A 21,272-nucleotide genomic window follows, 5' to 3' on the forward strand; every position below is an offset into this window, starting at 1 on the left:
GGGGCGAGGGCAATCATGAGATTCACCGACCTTTTCGTCCGCCGCCCCGTGCTGGCCCTGGTGGTCAGCACGCTGATCCTGCTGCTCGGTATCAAGGCGCTTAGCGGGCTGCCTGTGCGGCAATACCCGCTGACCGAAAGCACCACCATCACCATCACCACCCAGTATCCTGGCGCCTCTCCCGATCTGATGCAGGGTTTCGTCACGCAACCCATCGCGCAATCGGTAGCCACCGTGGAAGGCATCGATTACCTGTCGTCCTCGTCCACGCAGGGCCGTAGCGTCATCACGGTCCGGATGAAGTTGAACGCCGATTCGAACAAGGCCATGACCGAGGTCATGGCCAAGGTCAACGAGGTCAAGTACCGGCTGCCCCAGGACGTGTACGACCCCGTGCTGGTCAAATCCGCCGGCGAAGCGACGGCCGTGGCCTATGTCGGCTTCTCCAGCAGCACGCTGTCGTTGGCGGCGCTGACGGATTATCTGTCGCGGGTGGTCCAGCCGCAGCTGTCTTCCATCGACGGCGTGGCCAGCGTCGAGCTCTATGGCGGCCAGAAGCTGGCCATGCGGGTCTGGCTGGATCCCAACCGGATGGCCGCGCGCGGCATTTCCGCGGGCGAACTGGCCCAGGCACTGCGCGACAACAACGTGCAGGCCGCGCCGGGCCAAGCCAAAGGGTTGTATGTCGTGTCCAACATCCAGGTCAACACCGACCTGGTTAACGTGGCGGAATTCCGTGATCTGGTCGTCAAACGCGACGGCGACGCGATCGTGCGGCTGGGCGATGTGGCGACCGTGGAACTGGGCGCGGCGTCCACGGATTCCAGCGGCCTGATGGACGGCGAGCCCGCTGTGTATTTCGGCCTGAACGCCACCCCGGTCGGCAACCCGCTGGTCATCGTCAAGCGGCTGAACGAGCTGCTGCCCAACATCAAGCAGAACCTGCCTCCGGGCACCAGCGTGCAGGTGCCGTTCGAGCTGGCCCGTTTCATCAGCGCCTCCATCGACGGCGTGATACATACGCTGCTGGAAGCCGTGGCTATCGTGGTCGTCGTGATTTTCCTGTGCCTGGGGTCGCTGCGCGCCGTGCTGATCCCCGTCGTAACCATCCCGCTGTCCATGTTGGGCGGGGCGGCCATCATGGCGCTCTTCGGCTTCAGCGTAAACCTGCTGACCTTGCTGGCGATGGTGCTGGCTATCGGCCTGGTGGTGGACGACGCCATCGTGGTGGTGGAAAACGTGCACCGCCACATCGAAGAAGGTAAATCGCCCGTGCGGGCCGCCCTGATCGGCGCGCGAGAAGTGGCGGGGCCGGTGATCGCCATGACGATTACGCTGGCGGCCGTCTATGCGCCGATCGGGCTGATGGGCGGTCTGACGGGTTCGCTCTTCAAAGAGTTCGCCTTCACGCTGGCAGGGGCGGTAGTCGTGTCGGGCGTCATCGCGTTGACGCTGTCGCCGGTGATGAGTTCTTTCCTGCTGAACAGCCGGGTGTCGGAAGGCTGGATGGCGCGGCGTGCCGAGCGTTTTTTCGGACGGCTGGGCGATGCCTATGGCCGGTTGCTGGACGTGTCTTTGCATCACCGCTGGGTGACCGGGCTGGTCGCGGTGGGCGTGCTGGTCAGCCTGCCGTTCCTGTACAACGCGGCGCAGCGCGAATTGGCGCCGGTCGAAGACCAGTCCACCGTGCTGACGGCGATCAAGTCGCCGCAGCAGGCCAACATCGACTATGTGGAAAAGTTCGGCAAAAAGTGGGACGACGTCATGAAGACGCTGCCGGAACAGCGGGGGCGCTGGCTGATCAATGGATCGGACGGCGTGTCCAACAGCATTGGCGGCGTCGATTTCGTGGATTGGGACGCGCGCACACGCTCGGCCGACGAACTCCAGGCCGACATGCAGGCGATGGCCAACCAGGTCGAAGGCAGCAATATCTTTGCCTTCCAGTTGCCATCGCTGCCGGGTTCCACGGGCGGCTTGCCCGTGCAGATGGTGCTGATGAGCGCGGCCGATTACCCGGTGGTCTACGAGTCCATGGAAATCCTGAAGAAGGCGGCGCGCGAAAGCGGATTGTTCATGGTGGTCGACAGCGACCTGGACTACAACAACCCGGTAGTGCAGCTGAAGGTGGACCGCGCCAAGGCCAACAGCCTGGGCGTCACCATGAAAGCCATTGGCGACACGTTGGCGGTGTTGGTGGGCGAGAACTACGTCAATCGCTTCGGCATGGACGGCAGGTCCTATGACGTGATTCCGCAGAGCCTGCGTGAACAGCGCATCTCGCCAGCGTCGCTGGCGCAGTTCCATGTCAAGAGCGCCAGCGGCGCGCAGGTGCCGCTGTCCAACCTGGTGACCGTGACCATGGGGGTAGAGCCCAATTCGCTGACGCAGTTCAACCAGCTGAACGCCGCCACCTTCCAGGCCATCCCGATGCCCGGCGTCACGATGGGTGACGCGGTGCTGTTCCTGACACGGCAGGCACAGCAACTGCCGGCGGGCTTCAGCTACGACTGGCAGTCTGATGCGCGCCAGTTCAGCCAGGAAGGCTCGGCGCTGATGATCACTTTCATCTTCGCGATCATCGTCATCTACCTGGTGCTGGCCGCGCAGTACGAAAGCCTGCGCGACCCGTTCATCATCCTGGTCAGCGTGCCCATGTCGATTTGCGGCGCGCTGATCCCGTTGGCGCTGGGCATGGCCACCGTGAACATCTACACCCAGATCGGCCTGGTGACGCTGATCGGCCTGATCAGCAAGCACGGCATCTTGATGGTGGAGTTCGCCAACGAGATGCAGGTCAGCCACGGGCTGGACCGGCGTGCCGCGATGGAACAGGCCGCCCGCATCCGCCTGCGCCCGATCCTGATGACGACGGCGGCGATGGTGATGGGGCTGATCCCGCTGCTGTTCGCCGCAGGCGCCGGCGCACACAGCCGTTACAGCCTGGGCCTCGTCATCGTGGTCGGCCTGCTGGTCGGCACGCTGTTCACGTTGTTCGTGCTGCCCACCGTCTACACCGTCTTCGCCCGCGACCACCGCGCGGCACACGACACGCCGCGCGCACGCGAACTGGCGGCGGCGCAGGCCGCTGATGCTGGCGCCGCCGCGCACTAAGGAACCGATCATGAATCATCACCTTCATTTCCAGCGCCTGCGCCGCGGCGTTGCCGTGCTGCTGACGGCCCTGGCCACCGCAGGCTGCGCGGTGGGGCCCGATTATCAAAAGCCGCAGGCCGCGCCCGTGGCGCTGGCCAGCCCCGAGCAGGCGCTGTTCTCCACCGACCAGGTGCAGCAGGACTGGTGGCGGCAATTGCAGGATCCGCAGCTGGACCGCTTGATCGGCCTGGCGCTGTCCCGCAATCACGACATCCGCATTGCCCAGGCCCGGTTGGCCGAATCCCGCGCCGTACTGGACGAAAAAGAGCTGGACCAGTTGCCCGCGGTGACCCTGGATGGCGGCTACGAGCGCAGCTTGTCCCAAGCCAATGCGGGTGCGGCGGGTCAGCGCAATCTGGCCCAAAGCTATCGAGCCGGGTTCGACGCGACATGGGAGCTGGACCTGTTCGGCCGCCTGCGTCGGACGGCCGAGAGCGCGGCGGCGCGCAGCGAATCCCAAGCGGCGGACCTGGCCCAGGCCCGCATCGTGGTCGCGGCGGAGGTGGCGCGCAATTATTTCGAGTTGCGCGGCGCCGAACAGCGACTGGCGGTGGCGCGCGCCAACCTGGATAGCCAGCAAGACAGCCTGCGCGTGACCCAGGCGATGGTCTCGGCCGGCCGCGGCGATGAGGGCGACCTGGCCAGCGCGCGGGCCGAACTGGAAACCGTAGAGGCCAGCGTGCCGGTGCAGGAAACGGCAAGACGGCTGGCGCGGTACCGCATCGCGGTGCTGGCCGGTCTGCGGCCGGTGGAACTGGGTGAGCTGGACGCCGGCAAGCCGCTCACGCCATTGGCCGCGCGCCTGCCGATCGGCGACGTGGGCGCCTTGCTGTCGCGCCGTCCCGACATCGTGGCGGCCGAACGCAATATGGCCGCCGCCAATGCAGACGTGGGCGTGGCGACCGCCGAGCTCTATCCCCGCATCGACCTGGGCGGATTCCTGGGCTTTATCGCGCTGCGCGGGGCGGACTTCGGGTCGTTGTCCAGCCGCGCGTTCAGCGTGGAGTCGGGCGTGAGCTGGCCGGCGTTCCACTTGCCCACCGCGCTGGCGAGAAAGCGCGGGGCCGTGGCCCGGTCCCAGGGGGAAGTGGCGCGCTACGAGCAGACGGTGCTGCAGGCGGTGGAAGAGCTGGAGGCGGCGTTGACCGAATTTGGCCAGACGCAGCAACGGCTTGGCAATCTGGCGCGGGCCGCCGAGCACAGCCGCCGGGCGGCCAGCCTGGCGCAATTGCGCTATCGGGAAGGCAGCACCCCGTATTTGACCGTATTGGACGCGCAGCGTGCGCTTTTGCGCGCCCAGGACGCCGTGGCCGTGGCCGAAACCCAGTCCTACACCCGCCTGATCGCGCTCTACAAGGCGCTGGGCGGCGGCTGGCAGGCGGGGGCGGAAACGGCGGATAGCGGGGAAACGACAACCGCGGCGCCAATGGCAACAACGGTCACAACGGCGCCAACCGCACAAACCGCACCGGGAAGGGGGGTGGCCGATGGGCCCACGGCCGCCGACGGATCCGCGGCATCGCTTGTCGCCGGCTGACCTTCGCCCCGGTTCGTGGCACCATAGGAAAAAACTGGAATTCCGTTATCGCCATGTCTGAGAGCCTGTCCCAACCCGTTACCTGGATGCCGCATCAACCTGCGGACCGCGTGCTCATGACCTTGAAGACGCGTGGCCCGCAATCCGTCGCGGTCATCGCAAAGGCGATGGACCTTACGGCTGAAGCGGTGCGCCAACAGATGACGCGGCTGCATGCGGACGGCCTGGTCGACTCCGAAAGTCATAGCGCCGGGCGCGGCCGGCCCACGCAGATCTGGTACTTGACGGAAGCCGGCCATGGCCGTTTTCCGGATACGCACGCCGAAATGACGGTGCAGATGATCGGGGCGGTGCGCCAGGTGTTCGGCGACGAAGGCGTGGAAAAGCTGATCCAGGTGCGCGAAACCGCCATGCTGAACAGCTACCACCAAGCGATGCTGGGCGCCAAGGACCTGGCCGAACGGCTGGAACGCCTAGTGCAAGTGCGTGCTTCCGAAGGCTACATGGCCGAACTGCGCAAGGACGGCTTGGATTATCTTTTCATTGAAAACCACTGCCCCATCTGCTCCGCGGCCAAAGCCTGTATGGGCTTTTGCCGCAGCGAATTGGACCTGTTCCGCAATGTGCTGGGCGAGGGCGTGAAAGTCGACCGCGAAGAACACATCCTTGCCGGCGCAAGGCGGTGCGCATACCGCGTCAGCGCAAGGGCCTAACGGGCCGCGACCTGCCGCCGTCGCCGTGCAGTCGCGCCCGCCCTCGCGTGCCGTCGCCGCAGATGCGCATTGCCACTCATGCGCCGTTGCCGCTCGTGCGCCGTTTCCACTCGTGCACCGTTTCCACTCGTGCACCGTTTCCGCTCGTGCGCCGTTTTGGGCCTCGCCGCTCGTAGGATGGGTGAAGCGCGAGAGTCTCGATATCCGAACGCAGGCTTTCCGCGCGCGTAACCCATCAAGCAGCCCCGCGATTCTAATCAGACCTTGCCATGGACCGACCGCTGCTTGATGGGTTACGCGCGTTGGAGATCCGCGTTCTTGCTTAAGGAATCTCGCGCTTCTCCCATCCTACGATTCATCGGCGGCGGGCGTTTCCCACCCGCCCAGCGCCTTGTACAGCGCCACCGCGTTGATTAATCGGCGTTGCTGCAGCCGGATGTAGTCTTGCTCGGATTCGAACAGGCTGCGCTGGGCTTCCAGCATTTCCAGATAGCCGGCCACGCCGCGCTCATAGCGCCGCTCGGCCAACCGCTGGCGGTCGCGGTCGGCGTCGCGCACCCTGCGCTGGGCGTCGATCTGCGCGCGCAGGGTATCGCGCGCGGACAGCGCATCGGCTACCTCGCGGAAGGCCAGCTGGATGCTGCCCTCATACTGGGCCACCGCGATGTCCTTGCGCGTTTCGGCCAACGACAGGTTGGCGCGGTTGCGGCCGGCATTGAAGATGGGCAGCGTCAAGGTGGGCGCGAAGACCCAGTTGCCCGTGCCTGATCCGAACAGATCCGAGAAGCTGCTGGCGGTGGTGCCGATGTCTGTCGTCAACTGAACCGACGGGAAGAACGCCGCCCGTGCCGCGCCAATATCGGCATTGGCGGCCCGTAGCATGTTCTCGGCTTGACGCAGGTCTGGCCGGCGCGTCAGCAGCGTCGACGGCAAGCCGGCCGCCAGTGGTGTCAGGCTTTGGTTTTCCAGCGAGATGGCATCGGTCCCGGCGGGCAGCGAGAAGTCGCCCGCCAACAGGCCCAGCGCGTGGACGGCTTGGCGGTACTCGCGGCTAAGTTCGGCATGCGTGGCGCGGGACGATTCCACCAGCATCTGGGCGGTGCGCAGGCCGATCGCGGTTTCCAACCCCGCGTCGTAGCGGCGCTGGGTGATCTTCAACGTCGCTTCACGTAGCGCCAGCGTGCGGTCGGTCAGGCGTAGTTGCTCGGCCAGCGAACGCTGGTTGAACACCGCCGTCGCGGTCTCGGCCACCAGCGACAAGGTGGCCGCCCGATGCGCCTCTTCGGTCGCCAGGTAGCGTTCCAACGCAGCGTCGCTCAAGCTCTTCACACGGCCGAAAAAGTCCAATTCAAACGCCGTGATGCCGACGGCGGCGCGATAGCGGTTCGCCACTGGCATCGGGCCCTGGCCGGGTTCCACGCTGCGGCCCCGACTGAACTCGCCGCGGCCGTCCACGGCCGGCAGTCGGTCGGCCTGCTGCACGCCGTATAGCGCGCGGGCCTCCTGGATGCGCAAGGCCGCGACCCGCAGATTGCGGTTGTTGCGCAACGCCGCATCGATCCAGGCTTGCAGCGCGGGATCAGCGAAGTAAGCGCGCCAGTCCTGTGGCATGGCGGTTTGCCCATCTTGGGCGCGCGTGTCGTAGGACGCGGGGATGGGCGCGGCGGGGCGCTCGTGGACGGGCGCCAACGAGCAGCCCGCCAGCGCCGCCGCCAATAGGCTCATGGCCATGGCTTTCATGGCGTGGTCTCCACAGTGTCGCGGCCGGTTTGGGCAGCGGGGCAGGCGCGCCCGCCGAACAGGCGGCCCACGATCAGAAAAAACAGCGGCACCAGGAAAATCGCCAGCACCGTCGCGGTGATGATGCCGCCCAGCACGCCCGTGCCGATCGCCGCCTGCGCGCCCGAGGCTGCGCCGGTGGCCAACGCCAGCGGCAACACACCCACGCCGAAGGCCAGCGACGTCATCACGATCGGCCGCAGCCGCAACCGCGCGGCCTCCAACGTGGCCGACACCAGGCCCTGGCCGTCGCGCACCAGGTCCTTGGCCACCTCCACGATCAAGATGGCGTTCTTGGCCGACAAACCGATGGTGGCAATCAGGCCCACCTTGAAGTAGATGTCGTTGGGCATGCCGCGCAAGGTCACGCCCAGCACGGCGCCGATCACGCCTAGCGGCACCACCAGGATCACGGCCAGCGGGATGGTCCAGCTTTCATACAGCGCGGCCAGCGCCAGGAATACGATCAGCACCGACAAGGCGAACAGCGCGGCCGCCTGGTTGCCTGACAGCCGTTCCTCATAAGACTGGCCCGACCAGTCAAAGCCGATACCGCGCGGCAAGTCGGCGGCCAGTTCCTCGATAGCGCGCATGGCCTCGCCGCTGCTGTGCCCCTTGGCCGCCGACCCGTTGATCGTGAACGCGGGAAAGCCGTTGTAGCGGCTGAGCTGCGGCGGGCCCATCGTCCATGCCAACGTGGTGAACGCGGAAAGCGGCACCATCTGGCCTTGCACGTTGCGCACATGCAGGCGCGACACGTCGTCCACGTCGACGCGGCTTTTGCCGTCGGCCTGCACCGTTACCCGCCGCACCTGACCGTTGTGCATGAAGTCGCCGATATAGTCCGATCCATACATCACCGCCAGTGCCGTATTGATTTCGTCCACGGTCACGCCCATGGCTTGCGCCTTGTCACGGTCAATGTCCAGCCGCAATTGCGGCGCTTCTTCCTGGCCCGCGAACACCACTTCGGTCAGCGCCGGGTGCTTGGCGGCTGCGGTCAGCAACTGCTGGCGGGCCTGGACCAGGGCCTGATAGCCCAGGCCCGCCCGGTCCTGCAGCCGGAAATCGAAGCCCGAGGTCGAGCCCAGGTCCGGCAGGGGCGGCGAATTCAGCGCCAGCACCGTCGCGTTCTTGCGTTTGGCAAAGGCCCCGTTGATGCGTTCCACCACGGCGTCCACATGCTTGCTGGCGTCACGCCGTGCGCTCCAGTCCTTCAGCGTGACGAAGAACATCGCCGAATTCGGCCCGCTGCCGTACAGGCTGAAGCCATTGACCGAATACACGAATTCGACCGGTTCGTTGTCCAGCATGTAGTGTTCGACTTCCTTTACCAGCGCCATCGTGTCGCTTTGCGGCGTGCCTTGCGGCAAGATGACCATGGCCATGAAACTGCCCTGGTCTTCGTCGGGCAAAAACGAAGCGGGCAGCCGGATGAACAGGAACGCCACGGCGGCGATGACGGCCAGATAAGCCAGCCCGAAGCGCACTGGCCGGGCCAGAACGGCCGCCACGCGGGCCGTGTAGCGGTCGGTCAAGCGGGCGAAGGCGCGGTTGAACCAGCCGAAGAAGCCGCGCTTTTCGTGATGCCCCGCTGGAACGGGCTTCAGCAGCGTCGCGCACAGCGCCGGCGTCAGCGACAGGGCCAGAAACGCCGAAAACGCGATCGACACGGCCAGCGTTACCGCGAACTGCCGGTAAATGTTGCCGACCGCGCCGTCGAAGAACGCCATCGGCACGAACACCGACACCAACACGACGGTGATGCCCATGATGGCGCCGCTGATCTGGCCCATGGCGCGCACGGTGGCGTCGTGGGCCGACAGCCCTTCCTCGGCCATGATGCGTTCCACGTTCTCGACCACCACGATCGCGTCGTCCACCAGGATGCCGATGGCCAGCACCATGCCGAACATGGTCAGCACGTTGATGGAAAACCCCAGCCACAGCATCACGCCCAGCGTGCCCAGAAGCGCCACCGGCACCACCAGCGTGGGGATGAGCGTGGCGCGGGCGTTTTGCATGAACAGGTACATCACGCAGAACACCAGGGCCACGGCTTCCAGCAGCGTCATCAACACCTTTTGGATCGAGACCTCGACAAAGGACGAGGTTTCGTAGGGCAGGTCGTAGGTGACGCCGGGCGGAAAGTACTGCGCCAGCTCGTCCATGGTGGCGCGGATGCGGCGCGTGGTGTCCACGGCATTCGAACCCGGCGCCAGCTTGATGCCCAGCCCGGTGGCGGTCATGCCGTTCACGCGCGACAGGTACATGTAGTCGGTGCCGCCCAGTTCCACGCGCGCCACGTCCTTCAGTCGCAGCGTGGCGCCGCCCGGCTGGGTGCGTAGCGGGATGTTGGCGAACTGTTCAGGCGTGTGCAGCGATTCCCCCGCCACGATGCTGGCGTTCAATGGCGCGTCCTTGGGCACGGCCTGGTTGCCCAGTTCGCCGATGGTGACGCGCGCGTTGTGGTCGCGCAGGGCGCGCGCGATATCGCCCGGCGTCAGCGACATGGCCGTCAGCTTGGCGGGATCGGGCCAGATGCGCATCGCCGCTTCCGCCCCAAACGACTGCACTTTTCCCACGCCTTCCACGCGGCGCAACGCTTGCAGCACATTGGAGGCCGCCAGTTCACCCAGCTGGATGTCGTCCAGGCGCCCGTCGGACTTCAAGGACACCACCAGCTGGATGTTGTCGGCCGCTTTTTCCACGCGGACGCCGTCGCGCCGCACGGATTCGGGCAGGCGCGGCTCGACCGCCTTCAAGCGGTTCTGCACCTCCACGGCGGCGATGTCCGGGTTCGTGTCTTGCTTGAAGGTCAGGTTGATGCTGGCCCAACCGGTGGAGTCGCTGGTGGACGAGGTGTACATCAGGCCGGGCGCGCCGTTCATCTCGCGCTCGATGATGGCGGTGACCGCCTCTTCGACCACCTGGGCGGACGCGCCGGGGTAGCTCGCGCCGATGTTGACCACGGGCGGCGCGATGTCCGGGTATTGCGCCACCGGCAGCGCGCGGATCGACAGGACGCCGGTCAGCATGATCAGCAGCGAGATCACCCACGCGAAAACGGGGCGATCGATAAAGAAACGCGCCATGGTTTATCCCTTCTGGCCCTCGGTGGCGGCTTGCGCGCCCGGTGCCGGTTTTTCAATAGGCTTGATCTTCTGGCCAACGGCCAACTGGGCGGCGTTTTCCACGACGATGCGTTCGCCGCCTGTCAGGCCTTGCGTGATGACCCAGTTCGGACCTTGCAGCCGATGCGCGGCGACGGGAATGCGACGAAGCTCGCCGGCCTGGTCCGCCACCAGCAAGTGCGCGCCGTCGGCAGTGCGCACCAGCGCGTCGCGCGGCACCAGATAGGCGTCGCGGTTAATCGCCTGTTCCAGCCGCACGCGCACGTACATGCCCGGCAGCAGGTCACGGCCCGGGTTGTCGAACAGCGCTCGCATCGTCACGTTGTCGGTGCCGGGGTCCACCGCCAGGTCCGCGAACGACAGCGTCCCGCTGCGCGCGTGCTCGGACCCGTCGGGCAGTACCAGGCGCACTCGCACCTGGTCCGGCGCGACGCCTTGCAGCGCGCCTGCACGGATCTGCTTCTGCAGTTGCATCACCTCGGCGGCGGGTTGGGCGAAGTTCACATAGATGGGGTCGATCTGCTGCACGACCGTCAGTGGCGTGGCCTGGCCTTCGCCCACCAGCGCGCCCTCTGTGACCAGCGCGCGCCGGGCGCGGCCGTCGATGGGTGACGTGACGCGCGCATACCCCAGGCGCAGCTTGGCGCTTTGCAGCTTGGCGCGCGCCAGGGCGACTTGCGCGCGCGCCTGGCGTTCATCGGCCACGCTTTCGGCATGGTCGCGTTCGCTGATGGCGCGGTCGCCGACCAAGTCCGCGTATCGGCGCAGCTTGTCGGCGGCCGCCGACAGGTTGGCTTGGGCGCTAGCCAGGTTGGCGGCTTCGGAGTCGTATGCGGCCTGCAAAGGCGCCGGGTCGATCTGGAACAGAGCCGCGCCGCGGCTGACGTCCTGGCCTTCCTCATACAGGCGTTCCGTGACGATGCCGGCCACGCGCGCGCGCACTTCGGCTTCGCGGTAAGGCTCCAGGCGGCCAGGCAGGTCGGTGGTGACGGCGGTGGGCGTGGCCCGGGCCACGATGACGCCAATCTCGGCGGGCGCCTTGGCCTGTTCTTCCGGCGCCGGCTTCGAGCAGGCAGTAATAAGAACCAGTACGGATAAAAAAGCGAACTTTTCGTAGGGGACTCGTTGCTTCATTTTTGATTGTTGTTGTGGTGTGCCCGTGGGACGGGCTGGGGTGATGCCAAGCCGGAAATGCGCGGGTTTTCCCGGTGGGGGGCGAGTCTATCATTTAATCCGTCATGATTGATTGATTATCTTGTTGGAAAGTATGCTCATGGCTGCACACTTCTTAACAGTGTGGAAATGGCGGCTCCCGTCCCGGTAAGCCGCCGTTTGTTTTTGCCGCGCTTCCCTCAACCCTTTTCACGGAGATTTCCTGCATGGCCCGCAAGACGAAAGAAGAGTCCCAACGCACCCGCGACCGTATCCTGGATGCGGCAGAGCACGTGTTCCTGTCCAAAGGGGTGGCCAGCACCACCATGAGCGACATCGCGGACCACGCGGGGGTATCCCGGGGCGCCGTCTACGGCCACTACAAGAACAAGATCGACGTCTGTATCGCCATGTGCGACCGGGCCTTGGGCGAAGCGGCCTCGTTGACCGAGGTGTCGACCGAGGGCGAGGCCCTGGAATCCCTGTATGTCTCCATGCGTCAGTTCATCCGGATCTACTCGGAAGAGGGCTCGATGCAGCGCGTGCTGGAGATCCTTTACCTGAAGTGCGAACGCAGCGACGAAAATGCGCCGCTGCTGCGCCGCCGCGATCTCTGGGAACGCTACGCGCAGCGCACATCCGAAAAGCTGCTGCGGGCCGCGGTTGAACGCAAGGACCTGCCGCAGGCGCTGGATGTGCGGCTGTCCAATATCTACCTGCATTCGCTGGTGGACGGCGTATTCGACAGCATTTGCTGGTCCGACCGGCTGAAGGGGGATATCTGGCCCAGCGTCGAACGCATGCTGCGCGCCGGCATCGACACCCTGCGGCTGTCGCCCCACCTGCTGATGCCCCGGCTGGCATAAGGGCGCCTGGAACGATCCAGGGCCACCGGACGCGGGCGCATCCTCCTACAATCGCCGCATGACCCTCAAGCAACTTGAAGCCTTCTATTGGGCCGCTACCTGCGCCAGCTTCGCCGTGGCCGCTGATCGCCTGCATCTGTCGGTGTCGTCGCTGTCCAAGCGCATCACCGAGCTTGAGGAAGCGCTGGGCCAGGCGCTGTTCGACCGCAGCGGCCACAAGGCCGCATTGACCGACGCGGGCCAGCGCTTGGTGCCGCAGGCCCAGGAACTCCTGGCCGCCGCGGACCGGGTGCGCGCGTCCATGAACGACACCCCGAGTCTGCGTGGCCGTTGCCGCTTCGGCGTGGGCGAGTTGACGGCACTGACCTGGCTGCCGCGCCTGATCGCTGGCGTGCGGGCGGCGTATCCCGACCTGGTGCTGGAACCCTACGTGGACATCGGGCAGGTGCTCGAGCAGCGCGTGGCCGACGGCGAACTGGACTTCGCCGTCATCGCCGGGCGGTCGTCGCGCGCGAACATCGCGTCGACGCCGATCGGCCAGGCGCGCTTTGCCTGGGTCGCGTCGCCGGCCGCGTTGGACGGCGAAACCCGCATGACCCCGGCGTTGCTGGCGCGCCTGCCGTTAGTGACTCTGCCTGCGGGCGCGGGCACGACGCGCATCATCGATGACTGGCTGGCTGGACGCAGTGCCGGAGGCGTGCGCCTTTGCTGCAATAACTGGGGCGCCATTGCCGGTTTGCTGATCGAAGGGACGGGCGTCGGGCTGCTGCCCAGCCATTGGGCCGACGCGCTTGCGGCCGAAGGCAGCCTGCGCGTCCTGCAGGGCGAGCCCGAGCTGGCGGCATTGCCCTACGCGTTCCAGTATCGGCGCGACGATACGCGGGCGCTGGTCGCCCGGCTGCGCGACGCAGTCGCTGCCGCGGTGGACTTCTCGGCGCCTTGCCGGCTGCCCTGAACGACGCGCGCGGCCGCTCGGGCTGCGTCCGCGAGGCGGCCGCCTCCGATCCCATTTAGCTATCCGACAGCCGGCGCTCTATACAATCGCCGCGCGCCTGGCGCAGAATCCAACAAGATGAATCAAGGGAGAACATCCATGCGTAAAATTTGCGCCGTCATGGCCATGGCGGGAATGCTGGCGGGCGGACTGGCGCACGCCCAGTCCACGTTGCGGATCGGTCTGCAAGACGACCCGGACGTGCTGGATCCGGCGCGCGCGCGCACCTTCGTGGGCCGTATCGTCTTTGCCTCGCTGTGCGACAAGCTCGTCGACATCACGCCCGACCTGAAGATCGTGCCCCAGCTGGCGCAATCCTGGACGATCAGTCCGGACAACAAGTCGCTGACATTCAAACTGCGCACGGATGCGGTGTTCCATGACGGCACGCCGGTCAATGCCGCCGCCGTCAAAGCGAACCTGGACCGCGCCCGCACGCTGCCCGACAGCAACCGCAAGAGCGAACTGGCCACCGTCGCCAGCGTCGATGCGCCCGATGCCAGCACCGTCGTGCTGAACCTGTCGGAGCCGGACGCCTCGCTGCTGTCGCAACTGTCCGACCGCGCCGGCATGATGATGTCGCCCGCGGCCTTCGACAAGGATCCTGGCGGCAAGCCCGTGTGCTCGGGGCCGTACCAGTTCAAAGAGCGCGTGCAGAATGACCGCATCGTGCTCGAGAAATTTCCCAAGTATTGGGATGCCGCCAACTACCACTTCGACCGCCTGGTCTTCACGCCGATTCCGGACAACACGGTGCGCCTGAACAACCTGCGCGCGGGCGACCTGGACATCATCGAGCGCGTGGCGCCCAGCGATGCCAAGGCGGTGAAAGACGATAGCAACCTGCGCCTGGCACCGGTAACCGGCCTGGGCTTCCAGTCTATTTCGATCAACCTGGGCAATGGCGCGCGCGCCAATAACCCGTTCGCGAAAGACAAGCGCGTGCGTCAGGCGCTTGACCTCGCCATTGACCGCGACGTGCTGAACCAGGTGATTGGCGAAGGCATGTTCCAGCCCGCCTACCAGCCGTTCCCGCCCGCCAGTTTTGCCTACAACACCGCCTTCGAACACAAGGGCCGCGACCCGAAGAAGGCGCAGGCGCTCTTGAAGGAAGCCGGTTTCGACCGCGTGAAATTCGAGATCACCTTCGGCAACAACACGACCATGCAACAGGTCTTCGAACTGGTGCAGGCGATGGGCGCCGAAGCGGGCTTCGACATCACCTTGCGTCCGGTGGAGTTCGCGTCGCTGCAATCGTCGCTGGCGCGCGGCGACTTCGAAGTGGGCCAGAGCGGCTGGTCGGGGCGCGTCGATCCCAGCGGCAACATCCATCAGTACCTCAGCTGCAAGGGCAACCTGAACGACGGCAAGTTCTGCGACGCGGGCGTGGACAAGTTGCTGAACGACGCGCGCGCCGAAGCCGACACGGCCAAGCGCCGCGCGCTGTACGACCAGGTGCTGACCAGCATGCAGGACCAGCGCCCCATCGTTTACCTGTTCTACCTGCCGTGGACCTTCGGCGTGCAAAAGAAGGTTGAAGGCTTTGTGCCTTACCCCGACGGCCTCATCCGCCTGAAGGGCGTGACCGTCGCCAAGAAGTAAGCCGGGCGGCCAACGACGGGATCCGGAATCGGGTCCCGTTTTTCTTACTTGCGGGCGGCGTGCGCCGCCGCTACAGGAAGCATCATGTTTACGACTCGCCCCGAAATTCTTGGCACCTTCGGTGTCGTGACCTCTACCCATTGGCTGGCCAGCGCGACCGGCATGTCGCTGCTGGAACGCGGCGGCAACGCGTTCGACGCCTGCGCGGCGTCGGCGTTCGTGCTGCAAGTGGTTGAGCCGCATCTGGTCGGCCCCGCCGGCGAAGTGCCGGCCATTTTCTATTCGGCGCGCACGGGCAAGCTGGAAGTGCTGTGCGGGCAGGGCACGACGCCGGCCGCGGCCACGCTTGAGCGCTACCGCGCCGAAGGGCTGAAACTGATCCCGGGTAACGGCCTGTTGGCCACCGTGATCCCCGGCGCATTCGACGCCTGGATGCTGCTGCTGCGCGACCACGGCACGATGCGCGTGCGCGATGTGCTGGAACCGGCCATCTATTACGCCCAGCACGGCCACGCGCTGATGCCGCGCATCTCCAATACCATTGCCGGCCTGAAGGACTTCTTCGAAACGCATTGGCCGACGACCGCACAGGTCTACGTGCCCGGCGGCAAGGTGCCCGAAGCGCGCAAGTTGTTTCGCAATCCCGCCCTGGCGCGCACGTGGACGCGTGTGCTGAAAGAGGCGGAAAGCGTGGGCGCTGATCGCGAACGCCAGATCGAGGCGGCGCGGGACGCCTTCTACCGGGGCTTCATCGCCGAGGAAATCGACCGCTTTGCCCGCAATACCGACGTCATGGACGAAAGCGGCACGACCCACCGCGGCGTCATCACGGCGGACGACCTGGCCGGCTGGTCGGCCAGCTACGACACCCCGCTGACCTACGACTATCACGGCTATACGGTCGCCAAGGCCGGCGCGTGGAGCCAGGGGCCGGTCTTCCTGCAGACGCTGGCGCTGCTGAAAGGCATGGACCTGACTGGCGTCGGACCGAACAGCGTGGAGTTCATCCACCGCGTCACCGAAGCTATGAAGCTGGCTTTCGCCGACCGCGAAGCCTATTACGGCGACCCGGCTTTCATCGACGTGCCGCTGGCGCACCTGCTGTCGGACGCCTACAACGACGAGCGCCGCGCGTTGATCGGCGAGACGGCCTCGCACGACCTCTTGCCCGGCCAGGTGCCAGGCTTCGAGGCCCAGGTGGCGCGCGTGATGGACACGCTGGAACGCCTGTCTCCGGTGTCCGCGCACGGCAGCGCCACCAACGAGCCCACGCTGGCCGACATGCGCGCCTCCGCCAAGCGCGGCGACACCACGCATGTGGACGTCATCGACCGCTGGGGCAACATGATCTCGGCCACGCCCTCCGGCGGCTGGTTCCAGTCTTCACCTGTCATCCCGGAACTGGGTTTTGGGCTGAACACCCGCGCCCAAATGTTCTGGCTGGAAGAGGGGCTGCCCGGCACGCTGGCGCCAGGCAAGCGCCCGCGCACCACGCTGACGCCCTCGCTGGCGCTGCGCGACGGCAAGCCCTATCTGGCGTTCGGCACGCCGGGCGGCGACCAGCAGGAGCAGTGGCAACTGCTGTTCTTCCTGCGTCACGTGCATCACGGGCTGAATTTGCAGGAAGCCATCGACCTGCCGATGTCCCACACCATGCATTTCCCCACGTCCTTTTACCCGCGCGACCGCAAGCCCGGTCATCTGGCGGTCGAAGCCAGCTTCGGCGCCGAGGTCATCGAAGGTCTGCGCCAGCGCGGGCACCAGATCGAGGAAGTGCCTGAGTGGTCCGTGGGCCGCTTGACCGCGGCTTCGCGCGATGACGACGGGCTGCTGCACGCGGCGGCCACGCCGCGGCTGATGCAGGCCTACGCCATCGGCCGCTAGGCGTCCTGACGGGTGAGTCGCCCCGCCGCCTTGCGGCGCTTTACCGGCATGGGCTATCTTTCTCCCATGACGTCATCCCAGCAGCGCCCGGCAACCGGGGCGCAATCCCTGACGGGACAAGAACCGCTTTTCATCGTCCTCAACACCGGCTCGGGGCGCGGCGACGCGCAGGTCCTGCAGGACACCATCCGCGGCATCCTCGACGAGGCAGGCAGGCGCTACACGCTGATGCCCGTCGATGATCCGTCCCGGCTGACCGAAACGGCGCATGCCGCCGTCAAGCGCGCGCAAGACGAGCAGGGCGTCGTCATCGCCGCAGGGGGGGATGGCACGCTCAACGCCGTGGCCAGCACGGTGCTGGGCCGGGGCGTGCCCTTTGGCATCCTGCCCCAGGGCACCTTCAATTACTTCGGGCGCAGCTATGGCATCTCTCAGGACACCGAGGTCGCGTTGCGCGGTTTCCTGCAAGGTCATCTACAGCCCGTGCAAGTCGGACACCTGAACGGCAGGCTGTTCCTGGTGAACGCCAGCCTGGGCCTGTACCCCACGCTGCTAGAAGATCGCGAGGCCTATAAGCAGCGCTTCGGCCGCAGCCGCCTCGTGGCGCTGTGGTCGGGCATCGTCACGTTGCTGCGGGCGCCGCGCCAGCTGCGGCTGCAACTGGAATACGAAGGCCGAGTGCGCGATCTGCGCTCGCCCACGCTGGTGGTCGGCAACAACAAGCTGCAACTCGAACACATCGGCATCGAATCCCAGGAGCTGGACCGCGGCCGCCTGATGGCAATGGCGGCGCGCCCGGTCGGCACCCTGGCGCTATATGGCTTGCTGGTGCGCGGGCTGTTCAGCCGGTTGGGCGACGCCGAACACGTGATCAGCTTCGCCTTCGATCGGCTGACCGTGCATATCCGGGGGCGCAGCCGCGTCAAGGTGGCGATGGACGGCGAAATATCCTGGATGAACACGCCGCTGGAATTCAAGGTGGCCGATGAAAAGCTGCCGCTGGTGGTGCCGGCGGACTCGGCGTACCTGGACCGCTCATGACGCGCATCCTGCAATTATCCGACACGCATTTCGGCACCGAGCGCAAGCCGGTCGTTGAAGCGGCCCTGGACCTCGCCCGTTCGCTGAACCCCGATCTGGTCGTGCTTAGCGGAGACATCACCCAGCGTGCGCGGCGCGGCCAGTTCGCCGCCGCCCGCAAATTCATCGAACGCCTGTCGTTGCCCGTGCTTGCCGTGCCGGGCAACCACGACATCCCGCTGTTCAATCTGTTCGCGCGCGCGCTCAATCCGTATGGCAACTACAAGCGTGCGCTGGGCGCGGTGCTGGAACCGGTGTTCGAAACCCCGGGGCTGCTGGCTATCGGTGTGAACACCACGCGCCCGCGTCGCCGCAAGGATGGCGAAATCTCCGATACGCAGATCGCCCGCGTGGCGCAGCGCCTGCGCCAGGCCCGGCCAGGCCAGTTGCGGGTGGTCGTGGCGCATCACCCTGTGCGGGCCAAGGTGGAATCCGACCTGTCCAATCTGCTCATCGGCCGCGAGCGCGCGCTGGCCGCCTGGGCGCAGGCGGGGGTGGACCTGATCCTGGGCGGGCACATTCACCTTCCCTACGTGCTGCCCTTGACCGCAGCTGGCCAGCCGGCAGGCTGGATCGTCCAGGCGGGTACCGCCTGCTCCCATCGCGTCCGGGGCAGCGTGCCCAACTCCGTGAACGTAATCACGCGCGACGGTGAAGGCGGCACGCAGGCTTGTCATGTCGAGCGTTGGGACTACGCGGCGGGCATGCACGCGTTCGCGCCGGTCGACAGGACGCTGGTGACGCTGTCATGACCGATGCGTATGCGGCATGGGCGGCCTCGCATGCCCTGGAATTATTTATCGCGCTGCCGCTGCTTGCGGGCGCGGGGGCGTTCTTCGCCGCGCGTGCCTACGTCAACTGCCCGGCACGGTGCCGCAACGCGGTCTACGCGTCGGGGCTGGCCGTCTTGCTCTTGTTGTTCCTGGGGCTGGCGATGGCGGTACGGCATCAGGGCGGCATCGTCTCGTTCGACGGCGCGCTGGCCGGCGCCTTGAGCATGACGATGGACACGTCGCTGCTGTGGCTGCTGTCCTGGTTCACCTATCTGGGCGACCGCGACCTTCTCACGGTGCTGAGCGTGCTGATGACGCTTTATCTGCTTTGGACGGGCTGGTGGCGGCTGGCGGCATTCTGCGCCATCGCCACCGGCGTGGGCGGGGCGATCAACACGCTGCTCAAGCACACCTTTGAACGCGTGCGGCCAGAGCACGACCACGGTTACGCCATGGTGGCCGGGTGGAGTTTCCCCAGCGGCCATGCCTCGGCCGCGATGGTGGTGTACGGCACGGCCTGCTATCTGGTGTGGCGTCTGGCGCCAGCCGCCTGGCGGTGGCCCTGCGTGGCCCTTTCCGCCGCGCTGATCATGGCGATCGGACTTAGCCGCATCCTGTTGCAGGTCCATTTCGCCAGCGACGTCGTGGCGGGTTTCACGTTCGGCCTGGCCTGGCTGTCGGTTTGCGTCGCAGTGGCCGAACGCTACTGCACGTCACGCCGGGCAGTGCAGGGCGCGCAATAGGCGAGTGCTGACGTCTTCCGCCGCCAGCCCGGGCATGCTGGTGTAGCGGCCCCCCGCGCTTGCGATCGCCAGCCCCAGTCGGCGCGCCCGTTCACCGGGGGGAGGGGCCAGGTCGATGATTTGCTTGCCGGCGACGGGCGCCGTGACTTCGCCATCGCTGAAACGCTCCAGCGTGCGGTCGATCTCGCGCTCCCGTGGCAGGGCCAGCACGATGGTGTCCGATTCCGCCAGGGCTTCCCGGGCCGAGGTGGCCAGGGTGGCCGAGCCCCGGAAGTCCTCGCAGCGTTCCGGATCAATGTCGTAGACGGTCAGCGCGACGTCCGGCGCGGCCTCGAGCAGCCGCCGCGCGGCCGCCGTGCCGGTGCCGCCCATGCCCAAGATGCTGATGCGCTGGCTCATGGCTTCGGCACGGACCACGTGCTCACGATGTGGGCAAGCGGCTCGTCCGAGCCTTCGCCGGCCAGGACGACTTCGCCGGCGGACAAGCGTCCCACCTTCAGCAGGCGGGCGTCGGCGTAAATTGCGCCGGCGGGGCTTTTGCGCAGGAAGTTGATGGTCAGGCTGGCCGTGACGGCGTGCGTCTGGCCGGTGGCGCCCACCACGGCGGCATACATGGCCAGGTCCGCCAGGCCCATCAGCATGGGTCCCGCGACGATACCGCCCAGGCGTTGATGGGCGTCGCGGGCCGGGAGTACCGCGCGCGCCGTGCCACGGCCGATGCGCAAGATGTCGATGCCCAGCAGCAAAGAAAACGGGTGCTGGTCGGCCAGCAGGATATGGAAGTCGGCCAGGCTGATCAGCGGGGCCTCGGCGTCGGCGGCCAGGACGGTTGCGGTCATCGTTGCTCCAGGGCGAGGCAGTGGTTGTCCAGCAGCGCGTCGGCGTGCTGGCCCAGGGATTTCAGGCGATGGGTGTGCAGCAGCAGCAATAGCCCCATCAGATACGTGAAGAGATTCATCTGTTCGACGGCCACCGCGGCAGCGTCCCAGCCTTTCGTGCGGGCCAGGGCAGCGCCCAGCAGGTCCACGCATTGCCGCAGGCGGGCGTTGAGCTTTTCGTCCATTTCCCGGCCCAGACCGCGCGGCCCCAGTCCCTGGAACAGATACATGCCCAGTGAAAAGTCGGTCTGCCGCTCGGCGTAATAGGCAAAAAAGGCGCGGATGGCGCGGCGCGCGGCGCCCGGCGCATCGCCGGTGGCGGCCGCGTCGGCCAAATGTGCATGCAGCCGCTGCAGCGATTCGTCCAGCAGTGCGCCGTAGATGGTTTCCTTGCCCGCAAACCAGGGGTAGATGGCGCCCGTCGTGCATCCGGCTTCCTTGGCAATCGCCCGGATCGTGGTTTTTTCCAACCCGTCCCGTTCGAATACGCGCTGGGCGGCATCCAGAATCAACTGGCGGCGCAGTGCGTGAAGGCGTTCATTACGATCGGCACGGGCGGTGGGGCTGGGCATGAGGGACGAAGGCAGCGACGGTATCAGGTGGATAATATCGACGATTTTTATTAATAACAATGTTATTTGTTGGTTGTTCCATCTGGCCCGCGCCTGCCCGACACCCCCCGCGCCGGAATCGCCTTTAAGATGGAAAGCGCGTCGAGCGCGGCAGGAAAGGCGATTGAAAGCGGCAGCTAAAACCGTCCAAAATAATTGGGGGCAGGGCTGAAAGTCGCATGGATACGGGCTTGCCCGTTTAGCTAAGGGTAAGCCCTAGCATCTTTGGCGCCATGTTCGCGTGATGTTGCAAGATCCCAACAGGGGTGTCGCAAACCTGCACTTTTCTGATGCCGACCATAGCCAGCCCCCCCGATTTTTGATGCAATAGCGTCAACTTCCCTTCGCGGAGTTAGGGGGGCGGCAGGCT

The 21,272-nt window shown here is 66.2% G+C and carries 16 protein-coding genes; 10 read left to right on the forward strand and 6 right to left on the reverse strand.

The window, feature by feature from the left end; all coding sequences use genetic code 11:
• Window positions 1-15: 15 nt before the first annotated feature.
• From ACI0FO_RS02110 to ACI0FO_RS02120, 3 genes are read left to right on the forward strand one after another with little or no spacing between them, the layout of a single operon-like run.
• Entirely contained in the window at window positions 16-3,114 is a 3,099-nt protein-coding gene (locus ACI0FO_RS02110; RefSeq protein ID WP_416023776.1) for a MexW/MexI family multidrug efflux RND transporter permease subunit, read from the forward strand.
• Window positions 3,115-3,124: 10 nt separating this feature from the next.
• Window positions 3,125-4,693 carry an efflux transporter outer membrane subunit gene (locus ACI0FO_RS02115; RefSeq protein WP_416023778.1) on the forward strand — a complete coding sequence of 523 codons (1,569 nt, stop codon included), beginning with the start codon at window positions 3,125-3,127 and terminating at the stop codon, window positions 4,691-4,693.
• A gap of 53 nt (window positions 4,694-4,746) precedes the next feature.
• Window positions 4,747-5,406 (forward strand): helix-turn-helix transcriptional regulator, encoded by a 660-nt coding sequence (locus ACI0FO_RS02120; protein ID WP_416023780.1) that lies wholly within the window; start codon window positions 4,747-4,749, stop codon window positions 5,404-5,406.
• 348 nt (window positions 5,407-5,754) lie between these two features.
• Here the strand turns inward: ACI0FO_RS02120 and oprZ are convergent, their stop codons facing one another.
• Genes oprZ through ACI0FO_RS02135 form a run of 3 tightly spaced genes read right to left on the reverse strand, consistent with a single transcriptional unit; the run spans window position 5,755 to window position 11,453 of the window.
• Window positions 5,755-7,146, reverse strand: coding sequence for a multidrug efflux RND transporter outer membrane subunit OprZ (gene oprZ / locus ACI0FO_RS02125; RefSeq protein WP_416023782.1), 1,392 nt, complete (start codon window positions 7,144-7,146; stop codon window positions 5,755-5,757).
• A complete protein-coding gene (locus ACI0FO_RS02130; RefSeq protein ID WP_416023784.1) occupies window positions 7,143-10,280 on the reverse strand; it encodes a multidrug efflux RND transporter permease subunit in 3,138 nt (1,045 codons plus the stop codon). The genes oprZ and ACI0FO_RS02130 overlap by 4 nt, the downstream gene beginning before the upstream one ends.
• A gap of 3 nt (window positions 10,281-10,283) precedes the next feature.
• Window positions 10,284-11,453: a MexX/AxyX family multidrug efflux RND transporter periplasmic adaptor subunit gene (locus tag ACI0FO_RS02135; protein ID WP_416023786.1), complete on the reverse strand. Its 1,170-nt coding sequence runs from the start codon at window positions 11,451-11,453 to the stop codon at window positions 10,284-10,286.
• A gap of 245 nt (window positions 11,454-11,698) precedes the next feature.
• Here ACI0FO_RS02135 and axyZ point away from each other — a divergent pair, with 245 nt between their 5' ends.
• The 7 genes from axyZ to ACI0FO_RS02170 all read left to right on the forward strand — a co-directional run bounded on the left by axyZ (window position 11,699) and on the right by ACI0FO_RS02170 (window position 19,413).
• Window positions 11,699-12,337 (forward strand): multidrug efflux transcriptional repressor AxyZ, encoded by a 639-nt coding sequence (gene axyZ, locus ACI0FO_RS02140; RefSeq protein ID WP_105555171.1) that lies wholly within the window; start codon window positions 11,699-11,701, stop codon window positions 12,335-12,337.
• Between the two features lie 58 nt (window positions 12,338-12,395).
• Window positions 12,396-13,292: a LysR family transcriptional regulator gene (locus ACI0FO_RS02145; protein WP_416023789.1), complete on the forward strand. Its 897-nt coding sequence runs from the start codon at window positions 12,396-12,398 to the stop codon at window positions 13,290-13,292.
• Between the two features lie 138 nt (window positions 13,293-13,430).
• Window positions 13,431-14,933, forward strand: a complete 1,503-nt coding sequence (locus ACI0FO_RS02150) for an ABC transporter substrate-binding protein (RefSeq protein ID WP_416023791.1) — start codon at window positions 13,431-13,433, stop codon at window positions 14,931-14,933.
• An 84-nt stretch (window positions 14,934-15,017) separates the two neighbouring features.
• Window positions 15,018-16,817 (forward strand): gamma-glutamyltransferase family protein, encoded by a 1,800-nt coding sequence (locus ACI0FO_RS02155; protein ID WP_416023793.1) that lies wholly within the window; start codon window positions 15,018-15,020, stop codon window positions 16,815-16,817.
• Between the two features lie 66 nt (window positions 16,818-16,883).
• Window positions 16,884-17,858 (forward strand): diacylglycerol/lipid kinase family protein, encoded by a 975-nt coding sequence (locus tag ACI0FO_RS02160; RefSeq protein WP_416024539.1) that lies wholly within the window; start codon window positions 16,884-16,886, stop codon window positions 17,856-17,858.
• Window positions 17,855-18,649: a metallophosphoesterase family protein gene (locus tag ACI0FO_RS02165; protein WP_416023795.1), complete on the forward strand. Its 795-nt coding sequence runs from the start codon at window positions 17,855-17,857 to the stop codon at window positions 18,647-18,649. Before ACI0FO_RS02160 ends, ACI0FO_RS02165 begins: the two co-directional genes overlap by 4 nt.
• Window positions 18,646-19,413: a phosphatase PAP2 family protein gene (locus tag ACI0FO_RS02170; protein ID WP_416023797.1), complete on the forward strand. Its 768-nt coding sequence runs from the start codon at window positions 18,646-18,648 to the stop codon at window positions 19,411-19,413. Before ACI0FO_RS02165 ends, ACI0FO_RS02170 begins: the two co-directional genes overlap by 4 nt.
• On the opposite strand, the gene ACI0FO_RS02175 is transcribed toward ACI0FO_RS02170, so the two are convergent.
• The 3 genes from ACI0FO_RS02175 to ACI0FO_RS02185 are packed head-to-tail and all read right to left on the reverse strand — an operon-like array spanning window position 19,384 to window position 20,863.
• Window positions 19,384-19,812 (reverse strand): NAD(P)-binding domain-containing protein, encoded by a 429-nt coding sequence (locus ACI0FO_RS02175; protein WP_416023799.1) that lies wholly within the window; start codon window positions 19,810-19,812, stop codon window positions 19,384-19,386. The two genes, ACI0FO_RS02170 and ACI0FO_RS02175, sit on opposite strands and share 30 nt — an antisense overlap.
• Window positions 19,809-20,252, reverse strand: coding sequence for a PaaI family thioesterase (locus ACI0FO_RS02180; RefSeq protein ID WP_416023801.1), 444 nt, complete (start codon window positions 20,250-20,252; stop codon window positions 19,809-19,811). Before ACI0FO_RS02180 ends, ACI0FO_RS02175 begins: the two co-directional genes overlap by 4 nt.
• Window positions 20,249-20,863, reverse strand: a complete 615-nt coding sequence (locus ACI0FO_RS02185; protein ID WP_416023803.1) for a TetR/AcrR family transcriptional regulator — start codon at window positions 20,861-20,863, stop codon at window positions 20,249-20,251. The genes ACI0FO_RS02180 and ACI0FO_RS02185 overlap by 4 nt, the downstream gene beginning before the upstream one ends.
• Window positions 20,864-21,272: the final 409 nt, after the last annotated feature.

It is taken from the genome of Achromobacter marplatensis (assembly GCF_049060505.1).
GTDB lineage: Bacteria > Pseudomonadota > Gammaproteobacteria > Burkholderiales > Burkholderiaceae_B > Achromobacter > Achromobacter marplatensis_A.